General features: G+C 34.8%; 16 protein-coding genes. 1 reads left to right on the top strand and 15 read right to left on the bottom strand.

Annotation, left to right across the window (positions count from 1 at the left end):
* Positions 1–17: 17 nt before the first annotated feature.
* From WCV66_RS18045 to WCV66_RS18010, 8 genes are all read right to left on the bottom strand, one after another.
* A complete protein-coding gene (locus WCV66_RS18045; protein ID WP_338786389.1) occupies positions 18–938 on the bottom strand; it encodes an ArsR/SmtB family transcription factor in 921 nt (306 codons plus the stop codon).
* Between the two features lie 300 nt (positions 939–1,238).
* Positions 1,239–2,063 (bottom strand): aldo/keto reductase, encoded by an 825-nt coding sequence (locus WCV66_RS18040; RefSeq protein ID WP_338786388.1) that lies wholly within the window; start codon positions 2,061–2,063, stop codon positions 1,239–1,241.
* A gap of 165 nt (positions 2,064–2,228) precedes the next feature.
* A complete protein-coding gene (locus tag WCV66_RS18035; protein ID WP_338786387.1) occupies positions 2,229–3,440 on the bottom strand; it encodes a multidrug effflux MFS transporter in 1,212 nt (403 codons plus the stop codon).
* 197 nt (positions 3,441–3,637) lie between these two features.
* Positions 3,638–4,669: an NADH:flavin oxidoreductase/NADH oxidase gene (locus WCV66_RS18030; RefSeq protein ID WP_338786386.1), complete on the bottom strand. Its 1,032-nt coding sequence runs from the start codon at positions 4,667–4,669 to the stop codon at positions 3,638–3,640.
* A 292-nt stretch (positions 4,670–4,961) separates the two neighbouring features.
* Positions 4,962–5,396, bottom strand: a complete 435-nt coding sequence (locus WCV66_RS18025) for a MarR family winged helix-turn-helix transcriptional regulator (protein WP_338786385.1) — start codon at positions 5,394–5,396, stop codon at positions 4,962–4,964.
* 196 nt (positions 5,397–5,592) lie between these two features.
* Positions 5,593–6,180, bottom strand: coding sequence for a CBO0543 family protein (locus WCV66_RS18020; RefSeq protein WP_066340965.1), 588 nt, complete (start codon positions 6,178–6,180; stop codon positions 5,593–5,595).
* A 237-nt stretch (positions 6,181–6,417) separates the two neighbouring features.
* Positions 6,418–6,918, bottom strand: a complete 501-nt coding sequence (locus WCV66_RS18015) for a DinB family protein (protein ID WP_338786384.1) — start codon at positions 6,916–6,918, stop codon at positions 6,418–6,420.
* A 372-nt stretch (positions 6,919–7,290) separates the two neighbouring features.
* A complete protein-coding gene (locus WCV66_RS18010; RefSeq protein WP_338786383.1) occupies positions 7,291–7,518 on the bottom strand; it encodes a hypothetical protein in 228 nt (75 codons plus the stop codon).
* Between the two features lie 148 nt (positions 7,519–7,666).
* On the opposite strand from WCV66_RS18010, the gene WCV66_RS18005 reads away from it, so the two are divergent.
* A complete protein-coding gene (locus WCV66_RS18005) occupies positions 7,667–9,352 on the top strand; it encodes a hypothetical protein (protein WP_338786382.1) in 1,686 nt (561 codons plus the stop codon).
* 183 nt (positions 9,353–9,535) lie between these two features.
* On the opposite strand, the gene WCV66_RS18000 is transcribed toward WCV66_RS18005, so the two are convergent.
* The 7 genes from WCV66_RS18000 to WCV66_RS17970 form a co-directional block, all read right to left on the bottom strand.
* Entirely contained in the window at positions 9,536–9,757 is a 222-nt protein-coding gene (locus tag WCV66_RS18000; RefSeq protein ID WP_066340982.1) for a helix-turn-helix domain-containing protein, read from the bottom strand.
* Between the two features lie 10 nt (positions 9,758–9,767).
* The gene (locus WCV66_RS17995; protein WP_338786381.1) at positions 9,768–10,250 is read right to left on the bottom strand and encodes a DUF2975 domain-containing protein; all 483 of its coding nucleotides are present in this window, start codon (positions 10,248–10,250) and stop codon (positions 9,768–9,770) included.
* A gap of 263 nt (positions 10,251–10,513) precedes the next feature.
* On the bottom strand, positions 10,514–11,965 hold the full coding sequence (argH, locus tag WCV66_RS17990) for an argininosuccinate lyase (protein ID WP_338786380.1): 1,452 nt from the start codon (positions 11,963–11,965) through the stop codon (positions 10,514–10,516).
* Positions 11,966–12,138: 173 nt separating this feature from the next.
* Positions 12,139–12,312 (bottom strand): hypothetical protein, encoded by a 174-nt coding sequence (locus WCV66_RS17985; protein WP_157094546.1) that lies wholly within the window; start codon positions 12,310–12,312, stop codon positions 12,139–12,141.
* 130 nt (positions 12,313–12,442) lie between these two features.
* On the bottom strand, positions 12,443–13,675 hold the full coding sequence (locus WCV66_RS17980) for an MFS transporter (protein WP_338786379.1): 1,233 nt from the start codon (positions 13,673–13,675) through the stop codon (positions 12,443–12,445).
* Between the two features lie 52 nt (positions 13,676–13,727).
* Positions 13,728–14,762 carry an ROK family protein gene (locus WCV66_RS17975; RefSeq protein WP_338789487.1) on the bottom strand — a complete coding sequence of 345 codons (1,035 nt, stop codon included), beginning with the start codon at positions 14,760–14,762 and terminating at the stop codon, positions 13,728–13,730.
* Between the two features lie 131 nt (positions 14,763–14,893).
* Positions 14,894–15,175, bottom strand: a complete 282-nt coding sequence (locus WCV66_RS17970; protein WP_338786378.1) for a hypothetical protein — start codon at positions 15,173–15,175, stop codon at positions 14,894–14,896.
* Positions 15,176–15,488: the final 313 nt, after the last annotated feature.

Here is a 15,488-nt window from a genome sequence, read left to right as displayed (position 1 = left end):
GGGACTGACCCTTTTCTTTAATAGAATGATATTTTTAATTTTATATCTTGCGGGTGGTCACCGAATTCGCTTCCAAATAAATTCATTCCACCTTTGTGAACAGCATCTTCTTTAATTCCTATTCGAAAAGATAAATATTCACGATCTAATATCCCTAAATCCTGGATTGTTATATCTGAAAGGAAAACGTCATCTATTGTCACCTTTTCCTCAGTAACTTTCCACGTTTTTAAAGACCCGTATTGTGTTGAGGTCGATTCAATCCAAGCTTTAGAGTTAAGTTTTCCTGGTCGATCTCCGTAGTCCCCTGGACTTGTCCATGTTCCTATATCAATTCCATTCAACCAAACTGTTATATCTGAAGGCCAATTATGATCATAGTTCGGGGCTTCTGAGCAAATTTCCGCAGAAAACTCAACAGCTTTAATTTTTGCGCCATGTGGGATGACTAGAGGAAACTTATAGTCAAAATATCCTTTTCTTGTCCATATTAACTGTGCCTTTGAACGAACGGGATTATAAAAGTGAACCGGTTCATCTTCAGGTATGATTGCGCTCTCACGGTCTGCAATTCCACAAGTTGGTGAAACAAGGAAATCGGTGTATTGCCCTATCGGCATTTCAAGTTCATAATGTTCATACTTGTCCTTACTTAAAGGAACATTTAATTTTATATGGATGTCGTCAAAATTACGTGTACAAACCTTCATAGCACCTCTACTCGCAGGGCGAAGCTCCGTTTGTATCAACTCAGCCTCTTCAAGAACCTTTATATGGGATGCTGCGGTAGAAACAGGTATATCCAACCTCTCTGCCAATTGGTTTATGTTCACATTTCCTTTATTTAAAAGCTCAACTATTTTCAATCGAACCTCTGATGATAAAGCATGCGCTACGATCCGTAATTTCTCTGGATTTGTAATCGATAATTCTAACAAGGTTCTTCCTCAACTCCTATTTGTCCCAATAATCTGTTGTAATGTCTAATACAAACGAAAAAAATGTATATATCTGTTTTTTATAACCGAAAAGAATGGATTAATCTAATTTTATTGTAATATTGAAACTACGTCAAGATTATGGGTGAGTTAAAATCATTTCGTCATAAAGTCACAACCGAAAAGACAGCCTTTTCTCTTTAAATAAAATCCTTATTGCAAGACCAACAAAAGCCCATCCGTTCTGATCATTTGGATGGGCTTTGATGGTTTGAAACAAAGATGAGACATCACAATAAGTTAACGAACATTCATGTCACTTGGATGTGGACCTTTTCTTCGATTGCGATTAAGTTGATTGATTTCCTCTATTTCAGATTCAGTTAGTTCGAAATCAAAGACTTGAAAATTCTCTTCAATTCGTGATGGTGTGACTGATTTTGGAATGACAATTGTGTTATTTTGCAAATGCCAACGTAAGACAATCTGTGCTGGAGTTTTGCTGTGTGTTTGTGCAATCCTTTGAATGACTTCGTCTTGTAATACTTCTCCGCCTTGATCAAGAGGACTCCATGCTTCTACAAAAATATTATGTTTTGCACAAAATTCCTTTATTTCATTTTGCGCAAGGTATGGATGACACTCAATTTGATTTAAAACTGGAACGACTTCACATTCCTTTAAAAGACGCTCTATGTGTTCAATTTCAAAGTTACACACGCCGATCGCTTTTACACGTCCATCATGATAAAGCTTTTCTAACGCTTTATATGTATCTACATACTCATCAAATTGAGGAGTTGGCCAGTGGATTAAATAAAGATCAACATAATCAAGACCTAATCTCTCTAAGCTTTCATCAAAGGCACGTAATGTGTTTTCATAGCCTTGATCACTATTCCACACCTTAGTCGTAATAAATAATTCTTCGCGTGGGACAGATGCTTCTTTTATCGCCTTTCCTACGCCTATTTCATTTTGATAGATCATCGCTGTGTCAATGGATGTGTACCCAGTCTCAATTGCTTTTGCAACAGCAGAGGTAGCTTCATCATCACCAACCTGCCATACTCCAAAACCAAGCTGAGGCATTTTTAAACCATTATTTAAGGTAACCAAGTTCATTTTACATTTCTCCTTTTATTAAAAGTAAAAGCAATCTAACCATACTAATATTTATATAACTGCATGATTTCATTCAAAAGAAGCAATTGTTTATTAAAGCAAAACAAGCAGAGATTAATACAAGTAAGGTTAAATTGTTCGGTAAATGTTTTTAGAATACGTGAACTATCTTGTAGCGTGTACAGTCATAGGAGACTTTCGAACTAATCCATAATAGGATAGAAAAGCCAAAAAGCTTGCTAAAAAGATAATGATTCCCATTGGTACTGCAGAATATTCTCCTGCTAACCCTACAAGTGGAGCCGTTAATGAGCCAAGGATAAATGGTAATACTCCTAATAATGCTGATGCGCTTCCGGCAATATGTCCTTGTGTCTCCATTGCTAATGAAAAAGATGTAGTAGAAATGATTGCAATAGATGAGACGAAAAAGAAGATTGGAATAGCAAAAATAATTAGTGGTGCTTTTAATAGAATAGCGACAAGTAGTAAAGCAGCAGATGAGTTAGCAAGAATTAAACCAAACTTCAAGAAGGTTTTCTCTGGAATGATATCTGAAAAACGACCAACCGACTGTGTTCCAATGATTAACGCAATCCCATTGACACCAAATAATAAACTAAACCCCTGAGGTGACACACCATAAATATTCTGATAGACAAAAGAAATACCAGATACGTAGGCGAAAATTCCTGCAATGATAAAAGCTTGTGTAAGAGCATAGCCTGCAAACTGGCGATCTTTTAATAATACTCCAAAATTCTTGACGATCTGTGAAAAATTACTAGGTATACGTTTTTCCTGTGGTAAGGATTCTTCTAATTTCAATGAAACAGTTAATAATAGTACTATGCCAATACCAGTCAAAACAATAAATACCCATTTCCAATCGGCAAAAGCAAGGATTCCAGCACCAGCAATCGGAGCAACAATCGGTCCAAGATTTCCTACTAGCATCAGTAATGCGAAAAACTTAGTAAGTTCTCTTCCGCTATAGACATCTCGAACAATTGCTCGAGAAATCACAAGTCCTCCAGCTGCAGCAAACCCTTGAACAAAGCGAGATGCGATGAACGCATAAATATTTGGTGCAAAAGCACAAGTTAATGAAGCTAGTAAATACAAACTTAGAAAAATAAGCAATGGTTTACGTCTTCCTTGAACATCACTCATCGGGCCAATAATCAATTGCCCCAATCCGAGTCCTAAAAGGCATGTTGTTAAACTAATTTGTACGAGTGATGCACTTGTATGATACTCTTCTACTATTGTAGGAAATGATGGCAAATATGTGTCAATTGTAAATGGACCTAAAAGTCCCAGTGATCCTAAAAGCAAAGCCAGCTGTAATCGTTTCGTTCCTGTTAAATTATTCAAATTTTCTCGCCTCTCTGTCAAAACAGACATTTCTATTAAACTTTATTTCACTTTAACTACAATTTTCACTTAGATTATTTTAAGACGCATATAAAATTGAATAGTGTCTCTTACCAAATCAGAGAACAAGTGTCGACATGACACTTGTGCTTGAACAGGTTTGTATGGAGGTCATTTATGATTACGTGCTACATCTGCTAATTTCTTGGAAATCCAGGGACATACTGTTTAGGCAGATCCGTTTCTTTATGAAGTAAAGCCGCAGCTTCCAATGCCCAATAAGGATTTCTTAACATACCTCTTCCAACAGCCACAAGGTCTGCCTCGTCATTACCGATGACAGCATTTGCAAGTACAGGTTCATCCAATCGACCAACCGCAATGACTGGAATATTTAGTTCTTGCTTTATTGCTCTTGCTAAAGGCACTTGATACGCGACATGTGTCCCAGGCTTTCCGGCAGCAGCAATTGGCCCCTCGCCCCCTGCACTTACATGAAATAGATCGACCCCAGCTTTTTGATAGACTCTAGAAAATTCGATTGCTTCGTTGATCCCGTATCCTCCTTCTACGTATTCTCTTGCAGATATACGCATGATTAACGGCATCTCAGCAGGCATCTCGTTTTTTGCAGCTTGAATGATTTCTACTCCAAATTTTGTTAATTCTTTTCCGTATTCATCTGCTCTTTTATTCGTATAAGCTGAATGGAATTGATGTATTAAGTAGCCGTGTGCACCGTGTAGCTCGATTACATCAACCCCTGCTTTAACCGCTCGACCAACAGCTAAACGGAATTTTTCTACCATTTCTTTCACTTCTTCTGTGGAAAGCTCTCTTGGTGTTTTTGACTTTTCATCAAAGGGAATTGCAGACGGTGCAACTGGCTCTTCCGCATCCTCAGCTTTGCGCCCTGCGTGAGCAATTTGAATTCCAACTTTTGCGCCATGCTTGTGACAAGCTTCTACAATTCTTTCTAGTGCAGGAATTTGATCATCTGACCACAGGCCTAAATCATAATCTGAAATACGGCCATCTGGCTCGACATCCGTCATTTCAATTATGATTAAACTAGCACCACCAATGGCACGGCTAACATAATGAATGTAGTGCCAATCTGTCGCGATTCCATCCTTATTTGTTACGGAGTATTGACACATTGGTGGCATCACCACGCGGTTCTTTAACTCAAGTCCTTTAATCTTATAAGGGCTAAATAAATGTTCCATAAAAAAACTCCTTTTTTATAATAGCATGAGTGTACATTATTGTAGATAGTAGTATAAATCGGCTTTTACATCACATTTTAGTATAATGCTGAATTCTATTAAGTATCATTCACAAATGAGTCCCTTTTTTTTGCAGGTTAATTCAAAAAGTTTACCTTTTAATGTATGTGCATGCATACAAATTAGCATATGACAAATCTTCCCGTCAAATATAAAGCATCAACTAAAAATAATGAATCTATTACTGACAATTATATATTGAATAAAATGATCAATTCGAAAATATAATACTTTATCGTTTTATTTGATTGATTAAGCCTTGTAGCTCTTTTTGGATATCTTCTCTTGAAAAAGCATTTGCAAGAGTTTCATTAATTGTACCTAGAGCTTTTTTTAGTTGTTCTTCGCCTTCGTTTGTCAAAGATGTATAAATGGCACGGCGATCATCTACACAAATATGTCTCTTTAAGGCTCCACAGCCCTTTGCTTCAAATCTGCTAACAAGTCTTGACATAGCGCTCTGACTTAAACCAACCATACTCTGTAGTTGTTGTAGCTTTAATTTTTTTTCAGGAGTTTCTGATAAAAATAAAAGCACGTAAAATTCTTTTAAAGAAAGTTGATGATTTTGTTGCAGGATGCTTTCTAATTCATCCGTAACTTTCATTTGTACATGTGTAAAAGATAACCAACTAGAAATTAGTTGGTTTTTTTGATTTGATTCCATTCCATGTGTACCACCTATTCTAGGGTTTCTTTTTTTACTTTAGTATCACATTTGAGATACGAACTTTTATATTTATCTTTTTATAGTATCAAGACTTCATTTTACTAGTCAAACATAAACATTTCTTCTTTGTTTTGAAAATCCTTTTGTGCGCTTTAGAAATCCGTTTGTAGAACACCCCATTTTCTTTATACGATCAATCAATTTCTGCTTTATTATGAAGGTATTGAAATATATTAGTTATACCTATAGAAATTAGTATAATTATGATATATCCAATAAACATATAGAAATAACTAGCACCATTTTTTAGATGCATAAGATGATATGTACTTAATAACGGTTTCAATACAAAAGATATAAAAGCAATCAATAATAAAGAATATAAGTAGAAATTTTTATTTTTATTTAATGTCCATTGATATAATAATATAAACATTACTGGAACTAACGAAGTATCAAATCCAAAGTGAACTGGAATTAAAGGTATAACTTTATAAGGGTATTCTATAAAGTTATACCTTGTAAGTATTAAATCAGTATAAGCCACCCATATATGTATATTGAATCCCAAAAAACCTAATAAAAATATCCGTTTCCTATCGATTCTAAAATATAGGATAATTAACGGAATAATAATTATCCCTACATTTACCCAAAATTGCCATGTATCATAGGATGAATATTCCCACCAATAATCAACCCATTTGTTTATTCCTTTTTCTTGGTCTAACTTCAGTTCTTCAAGTCGATTATTTTGCTCAGTTGGAAAGTTAATTTTCATGGAGTCACCTCAAAATAATAAATACTACTTTTAGCATTATTTTTCTCCATCTAAAATTTACTATCCAATTATTTTTAACAATTAATTATAAAATCTAATTTTTTTTAAAATTACTTCTCCACTGCTCACCCTCTTCCAATTGAGTGGTCGGATGTAAGGAGGCCACTCTAATTGCTTCCTCCAAGTCAATTGCATCCATTTTCTCTGGATTGAAGTAACTCAAAAACAAGTAAGTCCTTAAAATACAAGTATTTGTTCTAATTCACGCTTCTGACGCAAGTGATGATGGAAATGCATGTTTACCAGATCGTACCACTCCCTCGCATTAAGCCAGCCAAAGCCGTCATGTTTGACTTTGTAATTAGAATTTATAGCATTTACTTTCGGTTCCCATAGTCTCAACCTCTGCATTACCTGATCTAGTCTCACCATAAGGCTTTCCTTACTATCTGAATTGCTTGGTGGGGTATTTAATTCATCTGGTAACTTGATTTTAATTGGTGGAAATCCTCCAATTTTAAATAATTGCTCACCAAACTCCGTTTTCCCAAGCTTTTGCTCTTCTTCTTCTGCAGCACAAGTTTCCACATTGTCAAGGTACTCATGTGCAACTAGGATTAAATGATCGTACATTTGACCGATAGACCAAACTCCTTCAGCCGATTTATATCTTAGTTGTTCCAATGAATAGTTTTGCAGATCACTTTTGTATGTTCCAACCACTTTCAAATTACTCAATTTAATCACTCCTTTATCACTTTAATACATATTAAGTGTCTTTGATTAGTTAGCATTGCTTTCTAATCTATTAGTTCTCTAATAATAGTTAAATCCCTTTTCTATATAACCTTTTAAACTAAACTGCGTTAGATGAACAACGAAAAAAGGATGCCTTAGCAACATCTATTCATTTTGCTAACGCACCCTACATGAAGGAGACCATTCATAAGTTGAATAAGGATTAATTAACTAAACAGGAGCTTTTGATATTTCAATAATCAATCCACTAAAAAAGTAATCATTACATCACATATGTTAAAGTGAGCGTTTTCTCCCTTCGTAAATCGCGAGTTTCTGACAGAATGATTGTAGACGTAATGAGTGTAAATATCATATCTTTGAAATGTAAAAAACATCCCAGTAAGAAAATTCGAAGGAGGCATTAGTGTGAGGGATACATGATTCAGTTAAAAATTTGCTTAATGTACCAACTGTATTTTGATATAAGGCTGAATGAAACATTTTATCAGCCGAAACACCCTTTTTTATTTTTTTAGTAATACACTGTCTTAATTTGCTTTGATTCCAATCAATTTCACCAAATCTGGCATGTAACATTACCAGCCATTCCTCCAGTCATTATAAATTACGCCCAAACCTAATTATCAGATTATTTCAGTAAACTGAAATAAAACACATTTCAAATGGTAGCATGCTAGAGTGTCAAAAGTTCTTTTAAAATTAAATAATCAAGAGGAGGAATTTTATGAAATTTAACAAGGCAATAATCTGGTTATTGGTTCTATCATTTCTTACTTCATCGATATTATTGGGTGAAAATAATGTAGCAAATGCGGAAGTTATTGATTCTATACCAAACACAACAAGAAACATTATGGAGTACGACAATAATTTTCTGTCAGTAACCGGTTTTGCGTCATTAGGAGTTAATGATCGAAGCAATTACATAGGAACCTCTTCTTATCGTAAGGTTAAAACGGAAAGAGAGTTTTTACAGGCAATATTGGATGCTAAAAATGGTAGTGTGAAAGTAATAGAAGTAGCGAGAGATATGAACTTAGGGTGGGCAGAATTAAATCTAAGTTCAGAAGAAGCTAAAAAGTATAATTTTATAACAAAATATCGGGATCCTATGAACGGATTTACAAATCCAACGTTAGCTTCCTCTGGTGTTTCACAATTAAGTGTTTCTGACGTCGATGGATTAACTATTTTTTCAAAAAAAGGCAAGACAATTAGGCATGCAGAATTAAAATTACAAAGAACAAGTAATGATATTGTCATTAGGAATCTGAATTTTGATGGAATGTGGCAATGGGATGATACTGGAAAACATAAGGAAGTAGGCTGGACTTTTATTAAGGTTAATGGTGCAAATAATGTTTGGATAGACCATAGTAAATTTTCCATTGCAGCAGATGGATTAATTGATACTGAGAATGGCGGCTCCAATATTACCATTTCCTGGTCTGAATTCGGATTACCTGCAAATGAGAATCCGACAGAGGATAGTGATATTTATCAATCGATTCAGTATATGGAAGAAAAATATGCTTCAAATGAACTAACTTCCGATAGTGTGTACTATAACATGCGCAATGGCGGTGCGACCAAAGAGCAGATAATGGCATATGCAGCATATCATAGCAAGGTGCATTTAACTGGTTCCGGAGATAAAGACTATGTGAATTATGTGTCTAGTAATGGAAGCGAGATAAAAGATGGTAATCAAAGAATCCGGTTAACCCTTGCCTATAACAGTTATACCAATGTTGGGCAGAGAATTCCAATGATACGTCAAGGTAGTGGTCATTTATACAACTGTTATGTTGACAATTCAACTCATTATGATGTTTTGGAAAATGTAAGCGCTATTGCTGAATACGGAACCGATCAACTATCACGAGCACTGAATGCAAGGAATGGGGCTTCTATTGCAGCAGATTCCTGTGTATTCCATGATATTAACGAGCCAATCACAGGTGCTGAGATTCAAGGTCTGGATACGGCCAACATGGATGAACCTTGGGATGAGCTATTTCAAAGCGCTTATAACAATAATTTAATTGTAAACTCCCAAATTACAAATAAATATGGAACTTATACAGGAAGTAGTTGGGACAATAATGGTGAAAATCTATTTACAAAAGGATTTACATGGTATGACAAATCAACTATAGGAAATTGGGCATGGTCTTCACATATTGTGGGAAGTGAAAATATGAGTAAAACAAATCCACCGACTGATCCATTTTCCTTCGAATATAATTATAATGAGAAGCTACCTTATACTTATAATGTACTTCCTTTAAACAGCGTTGTATCAACGCTCAAAAAATATGCAGGGGCCGGCAAAGTTAATATAAGTCCAGTAGATTGGTTAAAAATAGATTATAGTTCTATTGTGATAACAGATAATGATGAACACTAAACCAAAAAAATGAGCATCGTAAAGGGTGCTCCTAATGGGAAACTTATTCTTCAGTTACTGTATTCTCCATGTGTAACTCTATCCTGTTAGTTTAGGCTCTGTTAAACAATAATATTGAGAGTTGAGACATAAAAAATAGACCATCATTTTTGATGGTCTTATTCAACTAAAATCCCTAATCACTTATTCTCGCGTGTCTTCGTCACTTTTGTATTCTAAAATATCTCCAGGCTGACATTCTAAAGCCTTACAAATCGCCTCTAAAGTTGATAATCGAATCGCCTTTGCTTTTCCATTTTTCAATATAGAAAGATTTGCCATCGTTATTCCTACCCTCTCCGAAAGTTCTGTTACGCTCATTTTCCTTTTAGCCAACATCACATCAATATTGATTATAATCGCCATTGTTTTCACCTCAGACCGTTAAATCATTTTCAGATTTTATATTAATAGCTTCCTGCAAAAGTCTTTGGAGAACAGCAGCAAAGACTGCGATAACAATTGGAGCAAAAATAAAGACCATGCCAATTAAAATGACACCTGGGGCATCGTCTAACTCCGCAAAGATAAAGAAGAAAGGCATACCAACCACATATAAGCCACTGATTGTAATTGCACAAAATTTTATATTTTTTAGAGCTTTTACAGATATCTCCGAGAACGCCTTGTTCTTGTCAATATAACTTAAAAGTTTAAAAGCCTGATACAATGCAACGAAAAACGGAATCGCCGAAACATACATAACTATTAAAATGCCATATAGTACATAAGCGAACTCCGAATTAGTTTCTGCTGCTTCCTTAGCTAATATGGGCAAACCAAATATACATAAAGCAAGAACTGGAGTTCCAATTAGAAAAACAGCTATTTTCAAAAAGATTGTTGAACCTCGTTTCATATAAAGCACCTCACTTATTTATTGTAAATTTGACTTTAACATATATTTTATCGTTTTGAAATAAAATATTATTGATTTTTATTATGTTGTTATTGTTATGTGAATATACTTTTCATTTTAAAAATAATAAAAAAGCATTCCTCATTACACAGAAATGCCTTAAAACTTTAAACATTCAATTTTTAACTGGTTCTTCTAACTCCGTAATTGATAGATGATCATTTTAAGGAGAAAATTTGTAAATACAACGATACAATACATTACTATTTTCTAAATTCAGCTTTGTATGTTTTAAATTTATTCTTCCACACATTCAATTCACTGATTATAGCTCCTAATCGCTGCGCTGATAAAAGCATCTGTCTTTCCGTTTCTTTCGGATTTGGTCCTCCCATGATCGAACGAACAACAATAAATTGATAAGGATCAATCGCCTTTTTATAGTGTTCCTCTGTTAGAGCTAGTTCAATATCACACATTTCTTTCGCAATGTCATTTATTAACTCTACATTTCCATCATTCAAACTTAACCCTGCATCATTTACCCTTTTTACAAATGTTTGAATAATCTGATGTGATTGACGAAACGAAAGCTTGTAATCTCTTACAAGAACGTCTGCTAGTTCGGTGACAGTTGAGAATCCCTCTTGACAACGTTTTAATAACTTATCTTTATTTATCGTCATTTTACTAATAATTTCTGTTAACAACTCGACAATTTGAAAAGAATGCGAAAAACCCTGTTCGATAATGGGTTGAATATCATCACCAATATCAACAATATCACCAAATGGTACACTATGAGTCATCATAAATGCAGATTGCAATTCCCCTATTGATCTACTAATCAGTGATCGTGTATGTTCTAAGGATGAAGGGTTTCGTTTTTGTGGCATAATACTTGAGGTTTGGACCAAGCTTTTATCCAATTCTATACCATCTACCTCATTTGTTGCCAAAAACATTAAATCAAAGACGAAACGAGACAAGGTAGTTAAGGTAATTGATAATGTGCTGACGATCTCAAGCATGTAATCTGCAGCACTAATAGCATCATAGGAATTATCTAGAGGCTTATCAAAGGCTAGTTTTTTGGAGATATAGTGGCGATCAATTGGAAAGCCTGTCGTGCCTAAAGCTGCTGCTCCCATTGGAGATTGGTTTATACGTTGAAGTAAGCCAAATCCTCGATCGAGATCTCTTTCTAAATGGTTGCAGGTCGCAAGAATATAATGAGCAAATGTCGTCGGCTGGGCTTGCTGGTTATGTGTATATGCTGGCATAACTGTTAATGCATGCTCCTTCGCAAGCTGTAGCAGTACTTTTTTCATGTCTATAAGTAAACTCATCCAATGGACGAGCCTTTCTCGCCAAAACATCCGGTACATCGTTGCATCTAGATCGTTCCTACTTAATGCAATATGCATGTTACCGACTAATTCATCTCCAATTTCCTTTTTCAATTCCGCTTCAATCATAAAAAATAAATCTTCATATGCTGGGTTATACTCCTCCTGGAACCCTTTTGCTAATAGCTGTTGATTGGCTAGAATTATTTTTTTTGCATCATGATTCTGTAAAATTTTTTTTTGGGCCAACATATCTGCATGGGCAATATTAATTTCTAACATAAAACTTAGAAAATGTTTTTTTGTAAACTTGTAACCAGGCTCAAGAATATGCTGAATATATAAACGAGATCTATCTGATGACATGCTTCTTGTTCACTCCAATCTCAATGGTACTTATCTATCTATATTCTTTTACTTCTTGGCTTGAGCCTGTAAACCGTATGTTCCTAAAAAGGCGTTCCTTCTTAAACAAAACTGCAACTTCAATAAGAAAGTGCATTACCCCTAATTGAAGTAATGCACTCGTAAGTTGAATTTTACTCTCTTTCTATTCCTGTTCCATAAGAATTAATGCCATTTTGTGTTATTACTTCCCCTAACTTTTCAGCTTGATTATTTTCATCAGGAGGGGTCATGCCAGATTTCTTTTCAAAATAAACAGCTATACCACCTAATATAACGACGGGTATCAATAAATATAACCAAATCATAATACCACCTCAATTAATAAAAGATACTTATTATTATATCAATTATTTAACCATTTTACAATTATTTCCTAATGCAAACTCCACCGTCGGTACAATAACTTCCAAAGAAAAAAGCGTTAATCCTTATGGATCAAATTGCTGTCGAACTTGTATCATTCCTCTTTAGTAAAACTTTCTTTTTCAAAAAGCTATTTAATTTTTCTGAACTTAGAAACATTGCAGCAACAAATAAAACAATACAAACTGGGAAGATTCCTATTGTTGAATGAGATGCAATGAAACCAATAAGAGGCGGTATAAATGTACTGCCTGTATAGGCAACAGCCATTTGATAACCCATTATGGTCTGGGAATGCTTCTTCCCAAAACGTGATGGTGTCTCATGTAACATACATGGAAATATTGGTGCTAATCCTAATCCAATCATAATAAAACCTACTAGTGAGAAGGTGGTCGGCAATGGTAGGAATAGAAGTATGGCACCAGCTAATGCTATTATTTGTCCGGTCCGAATGAGAATAAGATTACTAACTTTAAAGGTAATAAAGCCTGTAATAAATCTACCAATTGTAATTCCAGCGTAATAAAAGGAAACCCACCCGGCAGCAACTGCTGCGGGTAGCTCCCTGACATTTACCAAAAAGCTACTTCCCCAAAGACCCACTGTTGATTCAACCCCACAATAAAACAAAAAGGAGACAAGAGCCATTTTAACTCCTTTAATTTGTAATGGTTTTACATCTATAGCATCTTCATCACTAATTACAGCTTTTGAATCTTCGGTGTCATCATTAAAAGGAATATTGCTATTTTTTGTCACTCTGTTCCATAAGGGCAAAGTCAAAAAGAGGATGATAACTAACGCAAACTGAATTCCAGATATAGCAAAATATCCATCTCTCCAAAAATTTTGCCCTGAAATAAACTGAGCCATAATGATTGGCCCAAAAGTGGCTCCTACTCCCCAAAAACAATGTAACCAACTCATATGATGTGCCTTATAATGTGTAGCAACATAATCATTTAACCCTGCATCAACAGCCCCAGCACCTAATCCAAGTGGTATGGTACATACAAATAACCAAACAACCGATGGAGCAAAATAAAATCCTAGCAAAGCACCAGCAGTCATTAAGACGCTGACAAATGTGACCTTGCCAGTTCCGAACCTTTTAAGTATCTTTCCACTGGCTAAACTCGAGATAATGGTACCACCTGCAATCGTCATAAAAAGGAATCCAGCAGTCTCAAGTGGCGCCCCATAGTCCGATTGCATCACTGGCCACGCTACCCCCAATAATGAATCTGGTAAACCTAAGCTGATAAAAGCCAAATAAATAATGACTAAAAGGAATGTTGTCATTTTTAAACCTCACCTTTAATTAATTAGTATTAAATTGTATTGTCTTCTTTGTTTACTTAATTGTTTCGTTCATCATGAGATCGAGTCCGAGACTTTGTAATCCATATAAGTAATCTTGTTTCCAATCACTCATAGTAAGCTCTGGAATATGTTCTGACGGGATATAATTTGAGCTACCTATAGTAATTTTGTTTAATATCTCTTTTTCAACTTCATCATTACAAAAAATGATGGCATGAGGGTTTATGATAGCAACAAAAGAGGCTACTAATCTGCTAATTGCGTCAATCTCATAATCGTGACTGATCGTACTTTTAATAGGTCCACTTCCGTATTCCAAAGCTTCCCGAAAATTTCGATCATCGTACTGAGGGACGAATGAAACCTCTCCTGAGAAGAAAGTACTTCCTCTCACCACATCTCCATTTATCATGATTCCTGCGCCTGGACCATTTTGACCAGAATACAAATATATAAGGGATTTATTGTCCTTGATTCCCATATTATCGTGATATCCAAGCACTGCAGCATTCATATCGTTCTCTATTACAACAGGTATGGAGAACTGATTCTCCAAGAATTCCTGCAAGTCAATATTTTGAAGATGTTCATAACCAGGTATATAAAAGATACGCCCATTATCAACTGAACCAGGTACACCAATAGCTATAGAGCTAATTTTTGGATATTTCTTCATTATCTCCTCAATAAACTCCGTTAGAAATGTTAAATCAACATCTACTAATACACTTGATGTTTTTCCTGAATCCTTCACTTCTCCTAGACAGTTAAAAACAATATAATTTGTTTCTGTTCTCTCCAAAAAGATTGCCAACCCTAACATATACTCTGGATTGTATGTATATCTTTTTGCCCTTCTTCCACCACTCGAATCATCAAGACCGACTAGAATAAGTTCCCCGTCCTTTTCCATCTGTACTAAGAATTTACTTATTGTAGGAAAACTAATTCCTAATTTTTCGCTAAGTTCAACTTTCGTTGCGCTACCAAGTTCTAAGAGAGATTTACGAATACCGCGAAGGATTACCTTCCTCATTGATTTTGGGGTTGCATTCACTTGTGTCACCACCTATTTAATTGAACTTATTAAAGAATTTTAATAAGTATCCAAAACTTATTAAACATCTTTAATAAGTGATGTGGTAAATATATCATATAAAATTACCGTAAACAATGAAGATGATAATTTTTAAATACCTAATTCTTCTTCCTACCTACTTGATAACCAGCATAAAAAATCAAAAGTGTATAACCAATAATGATAAAAATAGGCATTGGAACGGATTTGAAAATAGTTACAATTACAGATGACATTTTAATTAGTTGTTTAAGTAATTGATCTTCAGTAGATAGATAGTATATATACACAATAAGTATACCGATCGTTATAAAAAATAAAGCACGTAGAATGAGTGGTAAGGGAGTTTCTTTTCTGTGGCCACGCTTGGATTTGCTTGGATTGTTTTTTGTAGCATCCATCTTTTTAAACTCCTTCCTGTCTAATTCTATATAAGTGTTAATCTTTTTCCTTCAAATATATAAATAAATAAATGCTGCTGATTCCATCTATACTTTTATTCTATTTTTCTCCCAAGTACTCCTTCCTATTTCCAGTGAATGAGTAACCATTTCTTTCTTATTTTATTAGACAAATAGATCCATTAAATGATTTCTTTTCAACCAACAAAGACTAAAGGGCTAGATATTTCAAGATAACAATAAGTGAATCTATCAACTTCCCACCCTATGGACTTTAATCTATACAATAGAAATCAACATCACCATTTCTAAA

Source organism: Metabacillus rhizosphaerae, assembly GCF_037201795.1.
GTDB classification, from domain to species: domain Bacteria; phylum Bacillota; class Bacilli; order Bacillales; family Bacillaceae; genus Metabacillus; species Metabacillus rhizosphaerae.
This window is presented reverse-complemented; position numbering and strand designations above follow the sequence as displayed.

Excerpts from the sequence above, each read along its gene's own strand:
- WCV66_RS17970 (WP_338786378.1), bottom strand. The coding sequence starts at position 15,175 with ATGGATGCTACAAAAAACAATCCAAGCAAATCCAAGCGTGGCCACAGA.
- WCV66_RS18000 (WP_066340982.1), bottom strand. The coding sequence starts at position 9,757 with ATGGCGATTATAATCAATATTGATGTGATGTTGGCTAAAAGGAAAATG.
- argH (WP_338786380.1), bottom strand. The coding sequence starts at position 11,965 with ATGTCATCAGATAGATCTCGTTTATATATTCAGCATATTCTTGAGCCT.
- WCV66_RS18040 (WP_338786388.1), bottom strand. The coding sequence starts at position 2,063 with ATGAACTTGGTTACCTTAAATAATGGTTTAAAAATGCCTCAGCTTGGT.
- WCV66_RS18005 (WP_338786382.1), top strand. The coding sequence starts at position 7,667 with ATGAAATTTAACAAGGCAATAATCTGGTTATTGGTTCTATCATTTCTT.
- WCV66_RS17995 (WP_338786381.1), bottom strand. The coding sequence starts at position 10,250 with ATGAAACGAGGTTCAACAATCTTTTTGAAAATAGCTGTTTTTCTAATT.
- WCV66_RS17985 (WP_157094546.1), bottom strand. The coding sequence starts at position 12,312 with ATGATTTGGTTATATTTATTGATACCCGTCGTTATATTAGGTGGTATA.
- WCV66_RS18010 (WP_338786383.1), bottom strand. The coding sequence starts at position 7,518 with ATGTTACATGCCAGATTTGGTGAAATTGATTGGAATCAAAGCAAATTA.
- WCV66_RS18025 (WP_338786385.1), bottom strand. The coding sequence starts at position 5,396 with ATGGAATCAAATCAAAAAAACCAACTAATTTCTAGTTGGTTATCTTTT.
- WCV66_RS18030 (WP_338786386.1), bottom strand. The coding sequence starts at position 4,669 with ATGGAACATTTATTTAGCCCTTATAAGATTAAAGGACTTGAGTTAAAG.
- WCV66_RS18020 (WP_066340965.1), bottom strand. The coding sequence starts at position 6,180 with ATGAAAATTAACTTTCCAACTGAGCAAAATAATCGACTTGAAGAACTG.
- WCV66_RS17980 (WP_338786379.1), bottom strand. The coding sequence starts at position 13,675 with ATGACAACATTCCTTTTAGTCATTATTTATTTGGCTTTTATCAGCTTA.